Source organism: Chryseobacterium angstadtii (assembly GCF_001045465.1).
GTDB classification, from domain to species: domain Bacteria; phylum Bacteroidota; class Bacteroidia; order Flavobacteriales; family Weeksellaceae; genus Chryseobacterium; species Chryseobacterium angstadtii.
Genome location: NZ_LFND01000001.1, coordinates 63,567 through 85,727, shown reverse-complemented (window position 1 = coordinate 85,727; position 22,161 = coordinate 63,567). Strand labels below are relative to the sequence as shown.

General features: G+C 36.5%; 21 protein-coding genes. 20 read left to right on the top strand and 1 reads right to left on the bottom strand.

The window, feature by feature from the left end; genetic code table 11:
- The first annotated feature begins 252 nt into the window (after positions 1–252).
- From ACM46_RS00365 to paaZ, 19 genes are all read left to right on the top strand, one after another.
- Positions 253–1,569: a phenylacetate--CoA ligase family protein gene (locus ACM46_RS00365; protein ID WP_048504659.1), complete on the top strand. Its 1,317-nt coding sequence runs from the start codon at positions 253–255 to the stop codon at positions 1,567–1,569.
- A complete protein-coding gene (locus ACM46_RS00360; protein WP_048504658.1) occupies positions 1,569–2,654 on the top strand; it encodes a 2Fe-2S iron-sulfur cluster-binding protein in 1,086 nt (361 codons plus the stop codon). Before ACM46_RS00365 ends, ACM46_RS00360 begins: the two co-directional genes overlap by 1 nt.
- Positions 2,655–2,737: 83 nt before the next feature.
- A complete protein-coding gene (gene paaA / locus ACM46_RS00355; protein WP_048504657.1) occupies positions 2,738–3,676 on the top strand; it encodes a 1,2-phenylacetyl-CoA epoxidase subunit PaaA in 939 nt (312 codons plus the stop codon).
- Positions 3,677–3,789: 113 nt separating this feature from the next.
- Positions 3,790–4,071, top strand: a complete 282-nt coding sequence (gene paaB / locus ACM46_RS00350; protein WP_034725794.1) for a 1,2-phenylacetyl-CoA epoxidase subunit PaaB — start codon at positions 3,790–3,792, stop codon at positions 4,069–4,071.
- 70 nt (positions 4,072–4,141) lie between these two features.
- A complete protein-coding gene (paaC, locus tag ACM46_RS00345) occupies positions 4,142–4,891 on the top strand; it encodes a 1,2-phenylacetyl-CoA epoxidase subunit PaaC (RefSeq protein ID WP_048504656.1) in 750 nt (249 codons plus the stop codon).
- 100 nt (positions 4,892–4,991) lie between these two features.
- On the top strand, positions 4,992–5,456 hold the full coding sequence (gene paaD / locus ACM46_RS00340) for a 1,2-phenylacetyl-CoA epoxidase subunit PaaD (protein ID WP_048504655.1): 465 nt from the start codon (positions 4,992–4,994) through the stop codon (positions 5,454–5,456).
- Between the two features lie 147 nt (positions 5,457–5,603).
- The gene (locus tag ACM46_RS00335) at positions 5,604–7,367 is read left to right on the top strand and encodes a right-handed parallel beta-helix repeat-containing protein (RefSeq protein ID WP_048504654.1); all 1,764 of its coding nucleotides are present in this window, start codon (positions 5,604–5,606) and stop codon (positions 7,365–7,367) included.
- Between the two features lie 147 nt (positions 7,368–7,514).
- On the top strand, positions 7,515–10,403 hold the full coding sequence (locus ACM46_RS00330; protein WP_117614415.1) for a T9SS type A sorting domain-containing protein: 2,889 nt from the start codon (positions 7,515–7,517) through the stop codon (positions 10,401–10,403).
- 202 nt (positions 10,404–10,605) lie between these two features.
- Entirely contained in the window at positions 10,606–11,406 is an 801-nt protein-coding gene (locus ACM46_RS00325) for an enoyl-CoA hydratase/isomerase family protein (RefSeq protein ID WP_048504652.1), read from the top strand.
- Positions 11,407–11,441: 35 nt separating this feature from the next.
- Entirely contained in the window at positions 11,442–11,795 is a 354-nt protein-coding gene (locus tag ACM46_RS00320; RefSeq protein WP_048504651.1) for a four helix bundle protein, read from the top strand.
- 57 nt (positions 11,796–11,852) lie between these two features.
- Positions 11,853–12,983 carry a 3-hydroxyacyl-CoA dehydrogenase NAD-binding domain-containing protein gene (locus ACM46_RS00315; RefSeq protein WP_048504650.1) on the top strand — a complete coding sequence of 377 codons (1,131 nt, stop codon included), beginning with the start codon at positions 11,853–11,855 and terminating at the stop codon, positions 12,981–12,983.
- Between the two features lie 105 nt (positions 12,984–13,088).
- Entirely contained in the window at positions 13,089–13,502 is a 414-nt protein-coding gene (locus ACM46_RS00310) for a PaaI family thioesterase (protein ID WP_048504649.1), read from the top strand.
- Positions 13,503–13,586: 84 nt separating this feature from the next.
- Complete coding sequence (pcaF, locus tag ACM46_RS00305; protein WP_048504648.1) at positions 13,587–14,792, top strand: 3-oxoadipyl-CoA thiolase; 1,206 nt, start codon at positions 13,587–13,589, stop codon at positions 14,790–14,792.
- A 125-nt stretch (positions 14,793–14,917) separates the two neighbouring features.
- Complete coding sequence (locus ACM46_RS00300) at positions 14,918–15,511, top strand: acyltransferase (protein ID WP_048504647.1); 594 nt, start codon at positions 14,918–14,920, stop codon at positions 15,509–15,511.
- Between the two features lie 57 nt (positions 15,512–15,568).
- Entirely contained in the window at positions 15,569–16,399 is an 831-nt protein-coding gene (locus tag ACM46_RS00295; protein WP_048505535.1) for an alpha/beta hydrolase, read from the top strand.
- Positions 16,400–16,405: 6 nt separating this feature from the next.
- Entirely contained in the window at positions 16,406–17,101 is a 696-nt protein-coding gene (locus ACM46_RS00290) for a DUF6624 domain-containing protein (protein ID WP_241485943.1), read from the top strand.
- Positions 17,098–17,367, top strand: a complete 270-nt coding sequence (locus ACM46_RS00285; protein WP_048504645.1) for a hypothetical protein — start codon at positions 17,098–17,100, stop codon at positions 17,365–17,367. The genes ACM46_RS00290 and ACM46_RS00285 overlap by 4 nt, the downstream gene beginning before the upstream one ends.
- Positions 17,368–17,390: 23 nt before the next feature.
- Positions 17,391–17,969: a transposase gene (locus ACM46_RS00280; protein WP_048504644.1), complete on the top strand. Its 579-nt coding sequence runs from the start codon at positions 17,391–17,393 to the stop codon at positions 17,967–17,969.
- A 96-nt stretch (positions 17,970–18,065) separates the two neighbouring features.
- Positions 18,066–20,561, top strand: a complete 2,496-nt coding sequence (gene paaZ / locus ACM46_RS00275; protein ID WP_048504643.1) for a phenylacetic acid degradation bifunctional protein PaaZ — start codon at positions 18,066–18,068, stop codon at positions 20,559–20,561.
- 51 nt (positions 20,562–20,612) lie between these two features.
- Here the strand turns inward: paaZ and ACM46_RS00270 are convergent, their stop codons facing one another.
- Positions 20,613–21,308, bottom strand: coding sequence for a CPBP family intramembrane glutamic endopeptidase (locus tag ACM46_RS00270; RefSeq protein WP_048504642.1), 696 nt, complete (start codon positions 21,306–21,308; stop codon positions 20,613–20,615).
- A 145-nt stretch (positions 21,309–21,453) separates the two neighbouring features.
- Between ACM46_RS00270 and ACM46_RS00265 the strand changes: the two genes are divergently transcribed.
- Positions 21,454–22,137 (top strand): transposase, encoded by a 684-nt coding sequence (locus ACM46_RS00265; RefSeq protein WP_241485942.1) that lies wholly within the window; start codon positions 21,454–21,456, stop codon positions 22,135–22,137.
- Positions 22,138–22,161 lie beyond the last annotated feature (24 nt).

Here is a 22,161-nt window from a genome sequence, read left to right as displayed (position 1 = left end):
ATTCAAGCTTAAAAAATATCTCAGATATTTCCTTAACCCTCCTTCACTCCTTAAAAAATCTTAATGTTTCAAAATACATCCCCAGATATTAAGTAGTTAGGCTAGGAATTCCTACTGTTTACCAGAGAAATTAGCAGTATAACTCCAGTTTGTTATTTAGAATCATTCAAAATATGACAAATGTCATAAAAATTTTGTCAGCATTGAAATTCTTTTTAAATTTACACCTAACAAATGTTAGTTAGTAAGGATATGGATTTTTCAGTTGAATATTTAAAGCTCGACCAGTTGAGACTGCTTCAGTCTGACCGGTTGAAAGATTTGGTCGGCTATCTTGGAGAGAGATCAGAATTTTACAGAGGGAAATTTAATGAATCAGGAATCGCTCCGCAGGATATAAGGACCATTGAAGATATCACGAAACTTCCGATTACTTACAAACAGGACCTGAGGGATAATTATCCGTTTGGACTTTTTACCGTTCCGAAAAATGAACTGCAGAGAATTCACTGTTCCAGCGGTACTACCGGAAAACCAACGGTGGTAGGCTACACGAAAGAAGATGTTGATCTTTTCAGTGAAGTAGTGGCCAGATCATTGTATGCAGCAGGAGCAAGACCGGGAATGCAGCTACATAATGCTTATGGATACGGGATTTTTACCGGAGGACTAGGACTTCATTATGGAGCGGAAAAATTAGAAATGAGCGTGCTTCCGATTTCAGGAGGAATGACGGCCAGACAGGTAGATCTTATTCTGGACTTCAAACCTGAAGTGATCTGCTGTTCACCGTCTTATGCACTCACCATTGCAGATGAATTTGCCAACAGAGGCATTTCAGCAGAAGAAATAAGTCTGAAATATGCGGTTTTAGGTTCCGAACCATGGACAGAAATTATAAGAGGTCATATTGAAGAGAAATTAGGGCTTCAAGCTACAAATATCTATGGATTAAGCGAGATCATCGGTCCCGGAGTATCTATGGAAGATTTTGAGGAAAAAGGAGGATCTTACATTTGGGAAGATCATTTTTATCCTGAAATCTTAGATCCGATAACGAAAGAACCGGTTCCATTTGGAGAAGAGGGTGTATTGGTAATTACCACTTTGACGAAAAAAGCAATGCCGCTTTTACGGTACTGGACCAATGATATTACAAGTCTGTATTATGATGAAAATGCCAAAAGAACTATGGTGAAAATGCGCCCCATTAAAGGCAGAGCAGACGATATGCTGATCGTAAGAGGGGTAAATGTTTATCCGAGCCAGATTGAAGAGGTATTTTCCCATGTAAAAGGAATAATTCCAAACTATTATCTTACTCCTGTTGAAAAAGAACAGATGTGCGTAGCTTTAGATATTGATGTGGAAATTGATGATGAATTGGTAAAAGCTCAAAAAATAGATGCGGATACCGCTGATTATTTTAATTTTGTCGGAAGCTTTGGAAAAAACATAGAAAACGAAATAAAAAAGAGGGTAGGAATCACCACGAAAGTGAAAATTCATGCCCAGGACAGCCTGCCGAAGTGCGAAGGCGGAAAAATTAATAGAATACTTAAAAAATAATGAATTCATTTTATAAACTTAAAACGGTAAAAGTTCAGAAAGATACTTCTGAAGCAGTAAACGTTGCGGTAGAAATTCCGGAGGAGCTGAAGGATAAATTCAGATTCAAGCAGGGACAGTATCTTAATTTCCGTATGATGATCAACGGGAATGAAGAAAGACGTTCTTATTCTATCTGCAATGCTCCGAGTGAAAAAAGCAACACGCTGGAAGTACTCGTAAAGCTTTTGGAAGGCGGAAAAGTGTCAGGCTATTTCAATGAACACCTTCATATGGATGAGTTATTGGAAGTAATGCCTCCAATGGGTGGTTTCAATACTTCTTATCATCCTACCAACGTGAAAACCTATGTAGGTTTAGCGGCGGGAAGCGGTATCAGTCCCGTTTTATCCAATATCAAGGAAAGCCTTTACCAGGAACCGAACAGCTGTGCGTATCTGTTTTACAGCAACAGAAGTATGAATCATGTGATGAAAAGAGCAGAGATTGATAAGCTGGTAGAACATTTCAACGGAAGATTAAAGGTGATTTATCTGGTAAGCCGTGAAAAACATGAAGATCCCGTATTCGAAGGAAGAATCTCCGCCGAAAAACTGGAACAGTTGTTTGAAAGATATCCTGATATAGATGTAAAAGAATCTACTTATTTCATCTGCGGACCTTCAGAAATGATTAAAGGGATTTCAGATTATCTGAAGAAAGATAAAAAAGTACCTGCCATTCAGGTTTTGTTTGAATATTTTACTGCACCGGACGAAGAAAATTCGGAGGAAATGAGTGATGAATTCAAAGCTATTGCCAATCTGGAAAGTATGGTAACGGTAATTATTGATGATGATGAATATTCGTTCCACCTTAATTCTAAAAAAGAGAGTATCTTAGATAAAGCATTGAAAGACAGTCTTCCGGTACCTTTTGCATGCAAAGGAGGAGTTTGTTGTACGTGTAAAGCGCAGGTTTTGGAAGGAGAAGTTTTTATGGAGAAAAATTTCGCGCTTACCGAAGATGAAGTAGCCAGAGGTTACGTTCTGACGTGTCAATGTCACCCGACAACAAATGTGGTGATGCTTAATTATGATGTCTAAAAATTAATGTAACAAACTGATAATTTGCCAGTGTAACAATCATTGGTACATTGTTAAACTGATACATTGCTAAATTGAAAATTATGGATTTAGAAAAATTTGTTCAATACGTTCACGAAGAAAATAAAGTAGAACCCAAAGATGTAATGCCCGATGATTACAGAAAACTATTGGTTCGTCAGATTTCACAACACGCACATTCTGAAATTGTAGGAATGCTGCCGGAAGCCAACTGGATTTCAAGAGCGCCTTCATTGAGAAGAAAAATGGCTCTTTTGGCTAAAGTTCAGGATGAGGCAGGGCACGGTTTATATCTTTATTCTGCAACCGAAACTTTAGGAAACGGAACCATCAGAGCAGACAGAGATGCCACTTATGAAGATATGCTGGAAGGGAAGGCGAAATACTCGAGTATCTTCAACTATCCTACACTGAGCTGGGCAGATATCGGTGCCATCGGTTGGTTGGTAGATGGAGCTGCGATCATGAACCAGGTAATGCTGATGGGGAACTCTTACGGTCCTTATTCAAGAGCGATGGTGAAAATCTGTAAAGAAGAATCTTTCCACCAAAGACAGGGGTATGAAATTCTAATGGCACTTTGTCGTGGTACAAAGCAACAGAAAGAAATGGCTCAGGCTTCATTGAACCGTTTCTGGTGGCCGGCTTTGATGATGTTTGGTCCGAATGACGACAGTTCACCGAACTCTAAGATTTCAATGAATTACAGAGTGAAAAGAGAAAGCAACGATAGCCTTCGTCAGAGATTTATTGACGTTACCGTTTCCCAGGCTGAATTCTTAGGATTAACAGTTCCGGATAAAGACTTGAAGTGGAATGAAGAAAGACAACACTACGATTTCGGAGAACTTCCGTGGGATGAATTCATGGAAATCTTAAAAGGAAACGGACCTTGTAATAAGAAAAGATTACAGACCAAAGTAAAAGCGCAGCAGGAAAATGCTTGGGTAAAAGAAGCAGCGGCCGCTTTTGCAGAAAAACAACAAAAAGAAGTAATATAATAATGTAACAATATACCGATGTATAAATGTAACAATCCATATTTCTGAGCAAAGCGAAGAATCTAATTATTGGTAAACTGTTACATTGGTACATTGCTAAATTAATTTTGATTATGGCCAATTTAGATATGTGGGAAGTGTTTATTCAGACTAAACCGGGATTATCTCACAAACACGCAGGAATAGTACAGGCACCAACAGCAGAAATGGCTTTGCAGAACGCAAGAGACGTTTACACCAGAAGAAAAGAAGGAACTTCTGTTTGGGTAGTTCCAAGTAAATATATTGTGACTTCGGAAGGAGTAGATAAGGAAGCTTTCTTTGATCCGGCAGATGACAAACTATACCGTCATCCTACGTTCTACGATATCCCGAATGATGTAAAAAATATGTAATAAAGAAGTTAGAAGTTAGATTCTAGAATTTAGTCTAATTTCTAACCTCTAATTTCTAAATTCTATAAAAATGAACCCATTATATAATTATTTATTAAAGTTTGCAGATGACAGCTTCATCATGGGGCAAAGACTGTCTGCATGGTGTGGTGAAGGCCCTTATTTGGAGGAAGATATTGCCTTAACCAATATTGCATTGGACGAACTTGGCCAGGCCAACAACTTTTATGTCTACGCATCAAGAGTAGCCGACAACGGAAAAAGTGAAGATGATCTGGCATTTTTAAGATACGAGCATGAATATGTAAACGCCCATTGGGTTGAACTTCCTAATGAAGATTATGCGCAGACTATTCTTAAAGTATATGTTTTCTCTGTATACCAGAAACTGATGTTTCAGGCATTGTCAAACTCTGCAGACGAAGAACTTTCTGCATTGGCTCAGAAATCTTTTAAAGAAGTAAAATATCACTATACTCACGCTTCATCCTGGATGAAAATCTTCGCTCAGGGAACGGAAGAAAGCCGTGAACGTTTGGTAAAAGCTCTTGAAAATATCTGGGAATACACCAAAGGTTTATTTGCGAAAGTGGAAGGAGAAGATGATTTAGTTGCTTTAAACATTGCTCCGGATGGAGATGAATTATATAAAGAATTCTTAGCGATTACCCAAAAAGATTTTGCAGAATATGGATTGGAATATCCTTCAAATCCGTTTATGCAGCCCAAATCAAGAACAGGATATCATACAGAATATTTCGGATTTATTCTTTGCGAGCTACAGTATATGCAGAGAGCTTATCCTGGTTGTACGTGGTAAAATAATGAGACAATTTGAAAATAAGTTAATTTGAAAATGACAAGGAGTTTTGCATTTTCAAATTTTCAAATTATCCAATTCTCAAATTCTCAAATTAAAAATGAATACTTTATTAAACATACTGTCCCAGGTTCCCGATCCCGAAATTCCGGTGATCAATGTGGTAGAATTAGGTATTGTAAGAGAGGCAAAAGTTACCGGTGAAAATACTTGCGAGGTAACGATTACACCTACTTATTCTGCCTGTCCTGCCATGTTCACCATCGAGGAAGATATTACGAAAATAATGAAGGAAAACGGCTGGGACGCCAAAGTGGTAACCAAAATGTTTCCGATATGGACAACAGACTGGTTAACGGATGAAGCAAGAGAAAAACTTCGTATTTACGGAATCACACCTCCGGAAAAAGGAGCAGACGAACATCACATCGGGAAACCGAAAAAATGTCCGCGTTGTGGTTCCATGAATTCAAAACAGATCAGCAGATTCGGGTCTACATTGTGTAAAGCCTCTTATCAGTGCTTGGACTGTCTGGAGCCGTTTGATTATTTTAAATGTCATTAAATATTAAAAAGTCATTGTCAAAATAGATGATTTTATTAGGTAAACGATAAAATGATACGACAAGTTTTGTCGTTAGCAGCGCTTAGTTTTGCTTCAGTATCATTTTTTAATGATCTTATATAAAACAATCAACACAAAACATTTATTATGACCAATTGCAACAGCCAAAAATTTCCATCAACCTGTGAGGAATCCACTCTTATTAAAACATTTCACAATACCGGAGAAGTGATCCGTTATCAGGAAATAGCCCCTATTATTAACAGCTTATTAGATGGTGTTGTTCTGAGACAAGAAAATGGCAAATATTATAAAGCCATTTATACAGATAATACCATTAATATAGAATGGTACAGATGTACTTATCCCACTGATTTAACAAATGGGACAGGAGATAAAGTCATGCTAACTAAAGCAATTAATACTGCAGCATATTTAGGAGCAACTTTAAGATTTGATGCGAAAGAATATATTGTTAATGAACAACTTTCTTTTCAGGACATTACGTGTTTCAGGCTGTTGGGAGATAAGCAGCATACAGTAGTAAAATCGGATAAAAAGAATGAAGGCCGTCTTGAAGGATTTTATTTTAGCTTTATTCGTTGTCATAATGTTATCATAGAAGGACTTAGGTTCGATCAGAATAAAAGTAATTTAATTACTTATAGTACTGCAGACGATGCCGCTCATAAAGAGTTTAATAGTGGGATCTATTTTTTTGAATCAAGTAATATAGAAATTACAAATTGTCATTTTTTTGATTTGTATAATCGGGCTGTACGTATTTATTCTTGTTATGGAGATATAAATATCAATAACAGTCTTTTTGAAAGCGGAGTTCAGGAACAAATTTATGTGATGGAGCATTTAGTTGTCGCGCAATGTCCTTATGCAAAGGTCATCGTAGAAAATAATGCGTTCAAAAATGCAGAAAATCACAATCCGGATCATGGGGTAGTTGCTATTTATGCTTATGAGCTTGGAGAAAAGGGGTCAGTATTCATAAACAATAACTACTTTGAATATTGTGGAAGAAATCATACTGGAGTGCACAGACTTTATGCCATAGATTTTTATGATAATGTGAATAATTTTATAATTTCCAATAATATATTCAAGAATATGATTTGGGGAGCTATCAGGTTTGATGGAACCAGAGAAAATGGGATTATTTGCAATAACGTTATTCATCAGTTGATTGCTGATCAGGATGGGATGATTATGGCTGCTTCAAGAGAAGCGGAAAAATATAATCAAACCATATTTAAGAATATAAGTATCAATAATAACATTCTGGATGCAGCAACAGAATTGAGTCATGGAATTAGCATTCAGGGGCTTTCTCCTTTCTGTGCAGCTGAAAATATTGAGATCTCAAATAATAAAATGTATAATTTGAGATATGGGATCAGAATACATGGTGATGTAAGTGTGGTATCAATTAATAATAATCAGGCTTTTAATCTGATAGGAATCGGGATTAATATAGAAGGATTTAAAACAGGATTTAATAATGTTCCGCTTGAACCAAAAAAAATAGAGAAAATTTATATCAATGATAATCATCTTAATGCAAGACCAGAAACCAGTTTTAATGGGTTTGTAGGAATTCAGATAAATGGTTTAGAGTCAAAATCTAAATTTATGGGTAGAGTACTTATTAATGACAATTTTATTTCCGGGAATAGTACAGGAGCTGGAATCGTTATTAATACTGGTAAAACCCTGGAGAATAAGGTTACTGTTGCAGGTAATACCGTTGAGAATCTTAGTATGGGATTCTTTATACGTACCAATAAAATATTTGTTAAAGATAATTTGATTTATAATGCAACTGAACCAATACGTGATGCAGATGTTCCTGGCCAGACAATTTATCACGAAAATTTTTATAATAACGTAATTATTTAATTATTTGAATGATATAATGCAGCAGTCTAACAATGCTAGAATAATTGTTAGACTGCTACATTACTAGATTTATTTGCAGCATTGTTAATCTGTTAGATTGTTACATATAAAAGATTTAGAATCAAATTTTATAAAAAATCCAATAGTATGAAATATTTTTTAAGCTTATTTTTTTTCTCTTCATTGTTGAGTGCTCAAACTCAACCTTTAATACATAATATTCCCTCAAATTTTAATAGTGCAGTTGCTGTAGATAATACAGCGATACAAAATGTAATTACTCTAAGTAAAACATTTATGGCACAGCCTAAACTAACTTCTATAAATCCTGCTAATAACTATCAGCCAGAGTATGCAAATGGAAACTGGGACGAAGGTTCTTGGTTCAGGGGATATTTTAGCGGATACGAATATCAGCAGAATCCAAATATAAATGGTTACCAAAAGTTCTACGAGAGTGATACTACAATACCTGGTTATTTAGCACCATATTGGAGCAGCCATCCACAGCCCAGGGATACGGGTAAACAGATCAGGGCACTGATCCATTTTGATAATTATTTTGGAAATCAAAATAACTACCAAACTATTGTGCAGGGATTAAAATATTTAATTAGTCAGATTCAGCCCAATGGAGGTTATATTTATTGGTGGACGAGAGGTGAAACCCAGCCTGGGAATGCCCAGACAAGTTTCGAACAGAATGATAATGTCCAGAGAACTGGAGCCTATAACAGGGTTCTTGTTTATGAAACAGGAAATGCTTTAGCAGCTTTATGTGAAGGATATCTGTATCTGAAAAAAAATAATATTGCACTGCCTGAAAATTTGTATCAGACAATCGTTAAAAGTGCAGAGCATATATGGAGAAAAGCTATAAATGATGATCTTACCCAACCCACTGATCCAGATTATAATTCGCCAAGTTATAATGCAGATTATAATTCTGTTAACTATACAGCATTTGGCTTGTGGGGATTATCAAAAGCTTATAAAATTACAGGTGATTGTAAGTATCTCGAAAGAATTAAAGAATTAGGAGAGTGGTTTGCAAATAGACAATATTACAATAGTAACAATGAAAATGATATTTGTAACGGAACGTGGAAAGAAGGAGCAGGGCCGCAGGATAATATATTTCATGAATCTAAAATTGTTTATCATACGATTACACTCAGGGCTCTTATAGATGCGTTAGACTGTATCCCTAAATCTGATATACAGACTAGAGAGATGTTATCTTCTTCTATAAAAAAAGCAACCAATCATATTATAAAGTATCGGGTGGATTATCGGCCGGGGGGTAGTTTTGGAGCAACAAGCTATGTTTATAATGACAAGTATTGTAATCCTTTACCTGATCCAAAATATGGATATTATTATTCTGATGATATTGTTGAATGTATTGCACTGCTTGCATACTATTCCCGATTTGCTGCGGATAATTTTAGTGAAACAGAAACTAAAGAATTAAAAAAATTACTTAATATAGTAAGTGCTTCTACCGGAGAATGGATAAAGCCAATTACAAACGGGCAGGGGAATTATAAATCAGTAATATATATGCCCTCTCTGGCTTTTTATCTGGATTATACAAAGGCGATGGCCAATAATACTAAAGTGTTTGAAGTAGATAATACCAACTTCTTTGATTCAGAAAAAACTTCCAGACCCGTTTCTCTGGACTTTGATCATGATGGTATAAAAAATGAGATTGCCTACTTTTCAACGAATGGAGATATGACTTTTTTAAACGTAGCTAAAATTTCACCTACCGGGACAGTATCTTCTGTCAAAAAAGTATGGAAATCTACAGGATATCCTTTAAGTGCATTTTCAAATAGAGTGGTTTCCGGAGATTTTGACAGTGATGGAAAGTTTGATGATATAGCGGTCATGTATGATTATGGTAATGGAGAAACCAGAATACATTTATTCAAAGGTACAGGAACAGACTTTGAGTATACTGGAGCTCAAGGGAATTGGGGAGATACGGGATATTATACGGACCTGATAGGTGATAAGATAGTATCAGGAGATTTTGATAATGATGGTAATCACGATGATATTGCCACATTTTACAGATATGGTAATAATGAAACCAGAATACACATATTCCAGGGACAGGGAGCTAATTTGCCATTTAAATATTTAGGAGCCGAAGGATTTTGGAAAAATGAAAATTATTCATCAGATAAAACTGTAAGTAATATAGTATCCGGAGATTTTGATAGTGATGGTAAAAATGATGATATTGCTGTTTTTTATAAGGATAGTAATGATGCGAGCAGTATACATGTATTTAAAGGGACAGGGGTGAAATTTGATTTTGAAAACAGGTGGAGTGATCCTGGATATCCTTCTGCTCAGTTTGTCAATAGGATTGTTTCAGGTGACTTTGACGGAGACAATAATGCTGATGATATTGCAGTGCTTTACGAATCTGATACGAACCAGACAAAATTACACCTGTTTCAGGGAAATACATCTGGCTTCAACTATTTAGGTGCTCCTGGTTTTTGGAATTCAATGAACTATAACCCGAAGAAGACAAGTGGGAAAATTGTTGATTTCAATTTAGGTAACGATAGTAAATCTCATATTTTTGCAATGTATAATGTATCAGGTAAAGACTCGAAACTTCAGGTTTTCAAAAATCAGATGAGCAGCAGTCCACAAAATTTTATATTAAATGAAATTATAGACTGGTGGAATAATAAGTGTGAAGGGGATATTAATTTACAGCCCCGATATTTGACACCCAATCCGGAAGTAGCATCAAATAAATCCTTAAAAAGGATTATTACAGATAATGCTGCTGAAATAAATATATATAAAGATTCCAATTCCTTCGAAATTATATCAAAGAATAAAATGAAGAATGTCAAAATATTTGACTTCTCGGGTAAATTGGTTAGGGAGTATGATAAGGTACTTTCCGATCGATTCAGATTTGAGATTCTAAGCAGAGGAAATTATATTGTAAAAATATTGGATGAAAATAATAAAACTTGGACAAAAAAAATACTTAATTAATGTACCAATAAATCAATGTACCAGTTTAACAACAGCAAAATAATTGCTACACTGTTAAACTGATACATTGTTAGATTTATTTGCAGCATTGTTAATCTGTTAGATTGTTATGCCGGAGAGATTGCCACATTATTTAATATTGTTAAATTAGAGCAGTGTAATTCTCTAATTTTTTAACCCATTAATTTTAAATTTAAAAACCATGTATACACAACTTGATATTGAAACGCATTTTGACGGAAAACTGAAAATTGCTTATCTCAATCAGCCGGAAACCATGAATGCGCTTACCAAGCCTTCTTTATCAGATCTGAAAGATTTTGTTAAAGAATGTAGTGAAGACCCTATCGTAAGATGCGTAGCAATTTCCGGAAGAGGAAGAGCTTTCTGTTCCGGTCAGAATCTGGATGATGCTTTTGTGCAGGGTAACGAACACCATGATCACGATATCATCAGAAAAATTGTAGTGGATTACTACAATCCTTTGGTAACGGAAATCACGCGTTGCAAAAAACCTGTTGTGGCATTGGTAAACGGTCCTGCAGTAGGAGCCGGGGCTATGCTGGCCCTCATTTGCGATTTTGTTTTGGCGGTAGATAAATCCTATTTCTCCCAGGCCTTTTCAAATATCGGATTGATTCCTGATACGGGAGGAACTTATTTCTTACCAAAATTATTAGGAAGACAGTTAGCGAATTATTTAGCATTTACCGGTAAAAAATTATCAGCGGAAGAATCTAAATCTTACGGTTTGGTAGCCGAAGTTTTCACTGAGGAAGAATTTGCTCCGAAATCTATGGAGATTCTTGAAAAAATGTCAAATATGCCGACTGCTGCTCTTAAATTAACCAAGAAAGCATTTGCCCAGTCTTATACCAACACATTAAAAGAACAATTGGAACTGGAGGGTGATCTACAACAGGAAGCTGCAGAAACAGAAGACTTCATCGAAGGTGTAAATGCCTTTTTACAGAAAAGAAAACCTGATTATAAAGGAAAATAATTAATTTGAAAATGAGTTAATTTGAAAATTTAAAAATGAGAAGTGACAAAGAGAATATTATTGTAAATAAAACTTTTGAGTTTGCATTACATATTATTGAGTTTTCGGAAATATTACATAAGACTCATAGATTTTCACTTGCCAATCAAATTTTTAAATCTGGAACTTCTATTGGGGCGAATGTGAGAGAGGCCCAAAATGCTGAAAGCAAAGCCGATTTTATTCATAAAATAAAAATAGCTGCCAAAGAAGCGGACGAGACTGAGTATTGGCTTTTGCTATGCCTACAGTCTCCACATTTGGATTCTCCCGATGAAAAATTATTTTTTGAAATAAAGGAAATTTTACTAATTCTCTCTAAAATTATTTCAACTTCAAAAATTAAATAATTGTTCTCACTAATAAATTTTCAAATTAACTCATTTTCAAATCTTCAAATTTAAATTATGAATATAGGAATTATTGGGGCAGGAACTATGGGCGTAGGAATTGCCCAGGTGGCTGCAACAGCAGGATGCAAAGTTGTTTTATTTGATGCCAATGCTCCTCAAATCGACAAAGCTCTTTCAGGCTTAGAGAAAACACTTCAGAAACTCGTTGAGAAAGCCAAAATTTCTCAGGAAAAAGCCACAGAAATTAAAAATAATATTGTTAAAGGTGAGGCTTTACAGGATCTGAAAAATTCCGATCTGGTTATAGAAGCCATCATTGAAAACAAGGAAATAAAGACCAAAGTATTTACAGAACTTGAAACCTATGTTTCCGAAAACTGTATCATTGCGTCCAATACATCATCTATTTCTATCACCTCTCTTGGTGCAGAATTAAAGAAACCGGAGCGTTTCATCGGAATTCACTTTTTCAATCCGGCTCCGTTGATGCCGCTGGTTGAAATCATTCCTTCCTTATTAACGGAAAAATCATTGGCAGAGAACATGTACAGCCTTATGAAAGATTGGGGTAAAGTTCCTGTTATTGCAAAAGATATTCCTGGATTTATTGTCAACAGAATTGCACGTCCGTACTACGGAGAAGGCCTTCGAATTGTTGAAGAAAATATAGCGTCCCCGGAACAGGTAGACGAAGCCATGAGAACGATTGGGAACTTTAAAATGGGTCCTTTCGAGCTGATGGATTTAATTGGTGTTGATGTCAATTTTGCTGTAACAACTACTGTTTATAAAGACTACTTCTACGACCCGAAATACAAACCGTCTTTACTCCAGCAAAGAATGTCTGAAGCTAAACTTCACGGCAGAAAAACAGGAAAAGGGTTCTATGATTATGCGGAAGGAGCAGAAAAACCCGTTGCACAGAAAGGCGATGCACTATATGAGCAGATTTTTTTAAGAATCATTTCAATGCTCATCAATGAAGCTGTAGAAGCCAAAAGACTGGGAGTAGCCAATGATGAAGACATTGAACTGGCCATGCAGAAAGGTGTTAATTATCCTAAAGGTTTACTAAGCTGGGGAAAAGAAATAGGGTATTCAAAAATCTCTCAAACCCTGCAAAACCTTTACGAAGAATATCAGGAAGAAAGATACAGACAAAGCCCTTTACTTCGTAAAATGTAACAATATAATAAATCTAACAATGTAACAATCCACTGATCATTCCGGGATTACTGAGGAATTTCTACTGGTAAACTGTTACATTGATACACTGTTAAATTAAAAGAAATGACGCCGAGACAAGTTGCAGATTATATGTTCGAACAGGATTATTTTTCCCAATGGATGAATATCAAAATGATCGACGTAAAAGAAAATTATTGTTTAATTGAAATGCCCATCAAAAAAGAAATGATTAATGGGCTTAGAACCGTTCACGGTGGAGTTACATTTGCTTTTGCAGACTCTGCGCTCGCATTTTCATCCAACAATACCGGAGATGCAGCTGTAGCCCTGAACTGCATCATCAATTTTACCAAAGCAGGAAAAGAAGGTGATGTTTTCAGAGCAGAAAGCATTCTGGTAAATGACACCAGAAAAACAGCCGTTTACGACATTAAAATCACCAACCAAAACAATGAACTCATTGCAAAATTTGTCGGAACCGTCTATAAAATCGGAAAAAAAGTAACAGAACTATAAACAAAATGTACCAATTTGAAAATGTACCAATCTACCAATCCAATTGTTACATTGTTAAACTGATACATTGTTAAATTAATAAAAATGAACAACGTATACATCATAGACTACGTAAGAACCCCGATATCAAAACTACAGGGAGGATTATCAGAAGTAAGAGCCGATGATTTGGCCGCAGTAGTTATTAAAGAAGTTATTGGCAGAAATCCTGAAGTGCCCGTAGAAGAAATAGAAGACGTTATTTTTGGATGTGCCAACCAGGCAGGAGAAGATAACCGTAACGTAGCCAGAATGGCTCTGTTATTAGCGGGACTTCCTTATAAAATAGGAGGTGAAACAGTTAACAGGCTTTGTGCTTCCGGAATGTCTGCGGTTGCTAATGCTTTCCGTTCTATTGCAGCTGGGGAAGGTGAAATTTATATTGCCGGGGGTGTAGAACATATGACGCGTTCGCCTTATGTAATGTCTAAACCGGGGGCTGCCTTCGGAAGAGACAGCCAGATGTTCGATACCACTTTCGGATGGCGTTTTGTCAATCCGAAAATGAAAGAATTATATGGTGTGGACGGAATGGGAGAAACTGCGGAAAACCTTGCAGATATCCACAACATCAGCAGAGAAGATCAGGATAAATTTGCCCTTTGGTCTCAGCAGAAAGCGACAAAAGCCCAGGAAAGCGGAAGATTGGCAGAAGAAATTGTCAACGTTGAGATTCCTCAGAAAAAAGGAGATCCTAAAATTTTTGCTCAGGATGAATTTATCAAACCAACCTCCTCAATGGAAGGTCTGGGAAAACTTCGTCCGGCATTCAGAAAAGAAGGAACTGTGACGGCTGGAAATGCATCCGGCATGAATGATGGAGCAGCAGCTCTTATCCTTGCAAGTGAAGAAGCCGTAAAAAAATATGGGTTAAAGCCCAAAGCTAAAATCCTGGGATCAGCTGTAGCAGGTGTAGAACCTAGAATTATGGGAATCGGGCCTGTAGAAGCTACTCAGAAACTATTAAAAAGACTAAACCTTTCTTTGGAAGATATGGATATTATTGAGCTGAATGAAGCATTTGCAGCACAAGCTTTAGCCGTAACGAGAAGTTTAGGCTTAAAAGATGATGACTCAAGAGTGAATCCGAATGGAGGTGCTATTGCTATTGGACATCCGCTGGGAGTGTCAGGCGCAAGAATCGTAGGTTCCGCAGCAATTGAACTTGAAAAGCAGAATAAGAAATATGCACTGTGTACCCTTTGTATCGGTGTCGGACAAGGCTATGCAATGATCATTGAAAAAGTATAACTTTTTCAATAATGTAACAATCTAATAATGTATCAGTGTAACAGTATCAATGTAACCTCAGAGTTTTGAGATTGGTAAACTGTTAGATTGATACATTGTTAAATTAAATTTTTAACAAAAATTTTATGAACATCTACTCATACCACGGTATCCGCCCCATTATCAAGCCCTCTGCCTATATTCATCCGCAGGCGGTGATTATCGGGAATGTGGAAATCGGTGAAGAAGTATATATTGGCCCCAATGCAGTAATCCGTGGCGATTGGGGGAAAATTATCATCAAAGACGGAGCTAATGTTCAGGAAAACTGTACCCTTCATGTTTTCCCGAATATTGAAACGATTCTGGAAGAATCTGCTCATATCGGGCATGGCGCTATTATCCATTCCGGACATATCGGTAAAAACTGTCTTGTAGGAATGAACTCGGTCGTGATGGATAAAGCAGTGATTGGCGATGAATGCATTATTGGTGCTCTGGCTTTTGTTCCTGCTAATTTCACATGCGAACCCAGAAAACTGATTGTAGGAAGCCCGGCCAAAATTATCCGTGATGTTTCAGATGAAATGATTCATTGGAAAACAGAAGGAACAAAGCTCTATCAGCAGTTGGCAAGAGAAGGGAAAGAAGCCATTCTGCCGTGCGAGCCATTCACAGAATTTGTAGAACAGACTGCTACCAAAGCCGTAGATTACAGCATCTGGGCAGATTTGAAATAAATGATTCAGCCTTATATCTTGAATAGGTAAGGCTACATGATAAAAACGAAAACTAATATGATCAAAAAGATTCTTATTGTCTGCAGCATTCTGTTTGCTTTTCAGTATTTGGTTTTAGGCCAGACTGAAAATGTAAAGCCTCTTGCTATTGGAGAAATCCGGACATTGAAATCAAAAATTTTAAATGAAGACCGGGTTTTAAACATTTATCTTCCTCAGGGTTTTGATAAAACAAAATCCTATCCGGTTATTTATCTTCTGGATGGTTCCATGAATGAAGATATCATCCACGTTTCCGGGCTGGTACAGTTTTTCAATTTAATGTATGCGATGCCGGAAACTATCATAGTGGGAATTGCCAATATCGACAGGAAAAGAGATTTCACATTTGAAACCGGTTTGAAAGACTTTAAAGAAGAATTTCCTATGGCAGGCCATTCCGATAAATTCATCAGCTTTTTGGAAAAAGAATTACTGCCCTACATTGGAAGCCAGTATAAAACCACCGACAAATATTTATTTGGACAATCACTGGGAGGACTTCTTGCAACAGAAATCCTTTTGAAGAAACCGGAAATGTTCAACAATTATTTTATCATCAGCCCAAGTTTATGGTGGGGTGATCAAATTCTGTTAAAAGATGCTCCTGCTTTACTTTCAAAAGCTCCGGATACCAAAAAATTCATCTACGTCTCTGTAGGAAAAGATGAACATCCGGTAATGGTAAAAGATGCAGGATCTCTTTATGATGTGCTTAAAAAGGCAGGCAAGAAAAACTGGACTGTGGAATATAAAATGATGGAAACAGACAATCATGCTACGATTCTGCACAGAAGTCTTTATGACGGATTGGTAAAACTATTTCCTTACCAGGAACCAAAAAAATAATACAGGATGATGAGGTATTTATTGATGGCAATACTCTTTTCTGTTGTAATGAACGGTCAGAAAACGGAAGAAAGATCACAGAATATCGAGCTTAAAAAAGAACTTGCTCAGATTTATAAAGACGATCAGATTTACCGTGAGCTGATGCAGCCCAACATTGCGCCCGAAAGAAAAGCTGAGATTGCAAAAGAGAAAAACCTTTCCCCGGAAGATCTTGGCAATGGGCTTATCAAAATTATGGATGAGCAGGATCAGAATAACCTTGTTAAAGTTGAGAAGATCATTGAGAAATATGGTTATCCCGGAAAATCCATGGTCGGCGAACCTGAAAGCTATGCTGTATGGTATGTCATCCAGCATTCCCCAAAAATTGAAAAATATCTTCCTCTCATCAAAAAAGCAACAGATGAAGAAGAACTGCCGTTCAGATTGTATGCGATGATGCTGGACCGAAAACTGATGTACGAAAACAAAGAACAGATCTACGGCACACAGGTCCGTTCAGTTTTTTCGACAAAAAGCGGAAAAACAACAACCCTTTCGTTTGTGTGGCCGATAAAAGATCCTGATCATGTCAACGAACTGAGAAAGAAGTCCGGATTTGGTAAGACGATAGAAGATTATGCTAAAGATATGGCAGGCATCGAATACAAAAAATATACATTGAAAGAAGCGTTGGAACTCCTTGAGAAAAAGAAATGATCAATACTCTGAAGAAATATTGGTTTTTCCTGTTAATTGCTCTTATAGGCATTAATTACGCAGGATTTCATCTGTTGGGGGAATCAATTGGTATTTCAGATGCATTGGAACATGTAGAATCTGAACAGGTGATCAGGAAACTTAAACAGAAAGATTTTCTGTATATGCTGTTTATTGATGCAGTCCTGATCCTGGATTTTTTCCTTGTTCTGTTTTTTCTCTTTATCGCTGGACGGAAAATAGTACAACTCATTATTAAGAAATAAAGTTTAGATTTAATAAAAAATAAATGACTATCGCAGAGCATTTTGAGTCCGGATATATTTATCATGTATACTCGCATGCCAACGGAAAAGACTTGCTGTTTGTGGAGGATAGTAATTATCAATACTTTTTGGACAGGTTATTAAAATATGTCACTCCGGTAGCTGAAATTTATGCTTATTGCTTGATGCCAAATCATTTCCACTTATTATTGAGATTTAAAGATGTAGCCGAGAATGGTGTTGAAGATGAGCATCAATATTTGATGAGACCATTTAGTAATTTTCTGAATAGTTATGCTAAAGCATATAACAAAAGATATAACAGAAAAGGGGCACTTTTTCTTGATTTTTTGAGACGTAAAAGAGTACAGGACGAAAAATACCTGCTTAAACTATTGCATTATATCCACAATAATCCGGTGCATCATGGTTTTGTAAGTAAGGCTGAAAAATGGAAATACTCTTCATATAATTCATATACGAATGTAGAAAAGGCCAGCCGTATTGAAAGAAAAGAAATGCAGAAATATTTTGATACAAAAGAAGACTTTCTCGGTTATCATCAATCTAATGTAGAATATGATTTCATGGATTTAGAATAAACGGCCAACAAACCTTATAGGTTTCAAAAACCTATAAGGTTTAAAGAAAAAGTAAGGTTTAAAGACATTAAAAAGAAATAAAAAGTTAAAAATAATATGGAAAAACTGAAAAATTACATCTACGGAGAATGGGTAGAAGGTACCGGAAACGGAGTTCCTTTATACAATGCCGTTACCGGCGAGCAGGTTGCTGTTTCAGATACAGAAGGGCTTAATTTCGAGCAGGCTCTTGACTACGGAAGAACAGTAGGCTACAAAAACCTTTCTTCTATGACGTTTTATGACAGAGGTGAAATGTTGAAAAAGGTAGCTCTTTACCTTTTGGAAAGAAAGAAAAAATATTACGAATTATCATATAAAACAGGGGCAACGCATGCTGATTCATGGGTAGATATAGAAGGAGGTTTTGGTACTTTCTTTACCTATTCCGGATTAGCAAAAAGAATGCTTCCGAATACCCCGTTTTGGGTAGATGGGGAAACTCAAAAGATTTCGGCTAACGGAACCTTTTTGGGAACTCACATTTTAACTCCAAGTGAAGGGGTTTCTATTCAGATCAATGCGTATAATTTTCCGGTTTGGGGAATGTTGGAGAAATTGTCAACATCACTGTTGGCGGGTGTTCCTTCTATTGTAAAGCCTTCTCCTTACGGATCTTATCTTACCAATGCAGTTTTTCAGGATATGATAGAAAGCGGAGTTCTTCCTGAAGGGGCTCTTCAATTGGTTTGCGGAGAACCGGGAAATATTCTGGATTATGTTCAGGATGGAGACTCTGTCTTGTTTACGGGTTCTGCCAATACAGGAAGAAAGTTGAAATCATTGCCATCCGTTGCCGGAAATGCAGTGCGTTTTAATATGGAAGCAGACTCCTTAAACTGTTCTATTCTTGGTTTGGATGCAAAGCCGGGTACACCGGAATTCGATCTGTTCATCAAGGAAGTCCGTAATGAAATGACCACCAAAGCAGGTCAGAAATGTACCGCAATCAGAAGAATCATTGTTCCTGAACATTTGATTGGAGATGTTCAGAATGCTTTATCCAAAGCTTTAGATCAGACCAAAATAGGAAACCCGCTAAGCAGGGAAACCAGAATGGGATCTTTGGTAGGAAAGCAGCAGTATGATGAGGTGGTAAGGAAAGTCAATATCTTAAAATCAGAAACAGAGCTGGTTTATGACGGAAAACATGAGCTTGTAGATGCAGATTATAGCAATGGAGCATTTATGAGCCCTAAATTATTCCTGAACGATAAACCTTTTGAGAAAAATATATCTCATGATGTAGAAGCTTTCGGTCCGGTTTCAACCCTGATGCCGTACAGAGATGCAGAAGAAGCCGCAGCTTTGGCAAAAAGAGGGAAAGGAAGCTTGGTAGGTTCTATTATATCTCATGACGAAAGCTTTATTGCAGAAACTTCATGGAAAATGGCCTCTCAGCACGGAAGAATTTTTGTTCTGAACAGAGATAACGCCAAAGAAAGTACGGGTCACGGTTCGCCGCTTCCTACTTTGATGCACGGAGGTCCGGGAAGAGCTGGAGGCGGTGAAGAAATGGGCGGATTGAACGGTCTTCATTTCTTCCTTCAGAAAACAGCCATTCAAGGTTCTCCTGATGTACTGAAAGCAATTACAAAAATATACCAGCAGGGTGCGGAGAAAAAATTCTCAGACAAGCATCCGTTCCAGAAATATTTTGAGGAAGTGGAAGTGGGAGATTCACTGGAAACAGCAGGAAGAACAGTTACCGATGCAGATATCGTTAATTTCTCCAATGTTTCATGGGATCATTTCTATGCTCATACTGATGCTACGAGCTTAACGGGAACTATTTTCGATAAAACGGTAGCCCACGGATATTTCATCCTTTCAGCAGCAGCGGGTCTGTTTGTTTCAGGGAAAAAAGGACCTGTTATTGCAAACTACGGTTTAGAAAACTGTTCATTTTTTAAACCGGTTTACGCAGGAGATACCATCACGGTTTATTTAACAGCAAAAGAAAAAATAAACAGAGGCGTAAAAGGAAGAAATATTCCTTCCGGCGTTGTAAAATGGTTGGTTGAAGTAGTGAATCAGAGAGATGAAATCGTTTGTGTTGCAACTATTTTAACTTTAGTGGCGAAACATTCTCCTTTCATAGATCTTAATGTGAAGAATGTTCAGAAAATACTGAATGGCTTAACAGACAGTACCCCTGCAAACTGGGGAAAAATGTCTCCACAACAAATGGTAGAGCATCTTGAACACGGAGTTTTGGTAAGCTTAGGTGAACCGGAAGCTGAAAAATGTTTCACACCGGAAGAACAGTTGGAAAAGTGGCAGGATTCTCTTTATAATCACAGAAAAATGCCGAAAGATTTCCCTGCTCCATTCCTGGCAGAAGATAAAACCTTACTGGAATCAAAGCATAAGAATCTGGAGGCTGCAAAACAGTCTTTCCTGGATAATTTACAGAGATTTACGGTATATTACAGAGAAAATCCACAAGCTGAGCACATGAATTATGTATTCGGAAAACTGAATAAAGAAATGTGGGAACTGATGCACAAAAAACATTTTACACACCACTTTGAACAGTTTGGTTTGATTTAATTGATATAAATTATGCTCCATATAGCAGCAGTCTGGAAAAGGCTGCTGTTTTTATTTGGCTTTAAGAGAGCCTTTTGTTTTTAAATACCACAAATATAGAAAACCAAGAAATGGAAGGGCAAATATCTGAAATATAAAAACGAATAGCGATAAGAGACCATCCAGCTTATTGTCGTTAGATTTAATAAAAATCTGATCACCTAAAGGCCCATTGGAAAAAATAATGATATTAAATATATTCCAACCCAGATGAAGCCCTATCGGAAGATATAGTGAGCGGGTTCTTGCAAAAGCAAAAGCCAGCATTAATCCGAAAACAGCAGTCATGAGAAAAATAATACCCATTTGAAACAGATTGCCCAAAGCATTATAAGAAAACCAATGGTAGATGCCAAAGCAGATCGCAGAAAGGATACATCCTTTTGTAGTACCAATTTTTTTGATCGCGATATACAACAGAGCTCCTCTGAAAATAAGTTCCTCAAATATTACAGATTTTAGTGTAAACCATAGGCTTGTAGCGACAGCTTGAAAAGTGAAAGTAGTATTGAGAGTCCAGCTGTTGTCTGCAAAATTAACAGCCATAATATGATAAAGAGTGCAGCATGAAGCGGCAAGCAAAAGTCCAACGGCCACTTGCAATGCTCTTTCTTTGGAGAGCTCAAATCCTAAAACAGAAAGATTTGTTCGTTCAAAAAGCCAGAGAAGAAGCCAAGAGATCATAAGCTCAGCTATAATTCCAATCATACGGTTAATAGTTTTTAAATAAAATATCGGTTTGTATTCCTGAAAACCAAATTACGAAAAAAAATCACTTGAAAATCAAATGGATATGTTGAGATAAATTGAGTCTGGAATTCTTAAAATCCATGTCAAGGTTTCAAACCTTGACATGGATCAAAATTTAAAAAGATTTTATAATATTTGTAAGGTTAACCAAAAAACACAAAATAAGATGATAGATATCAGAACTACTTCAATTGAAGCAGATCGTTTTTACCATATTTATAATCGTGGAATCAACGGCGGAAATATTTTTAAGTCAAATCGAAATTACGTTTTCTTTCTCGGTAAAATATCTGAATTTCTTGTTCCTGTTTGTGATATTTATGCGTATTGTCTTATGCCTAATCATTTTCATCTTTTAGTGAAGGTAAAGTCTGATTTTGAATTGGATAGCCTTGTCAAGGTTCAAAACCTTGACAAGGCTCCTGACAAAGGCCTTCACTCTCCCCATCATATTTTTTCAAAACAATTTGCCCGGATTTTCAATTCTTATTCCCAAGCTTTTAATAAAGAAAACAGAAGGCATGGCGCTCTTATTGAATCTCCATTTAAAAGAAAATTGATTGCTTCGGATGAGTATTTAATTAATGTGATAATTTATATTCATCAAAATCCACAAAATCATTCTATAATACATGACTATTCAAAATATAATTTTTCCTCTTATCAATCCGTTTTGAGCCATTCAAAAACTTTATTGAAAAGAGATGAGATTATTGAACTATTTGATACAAGAGAAAATTTTATACTGTCACATAAAAAGACTGTTGATCTTGAATATGAGTTTTAATAATCCTTGTCAAGGTTCAAAATC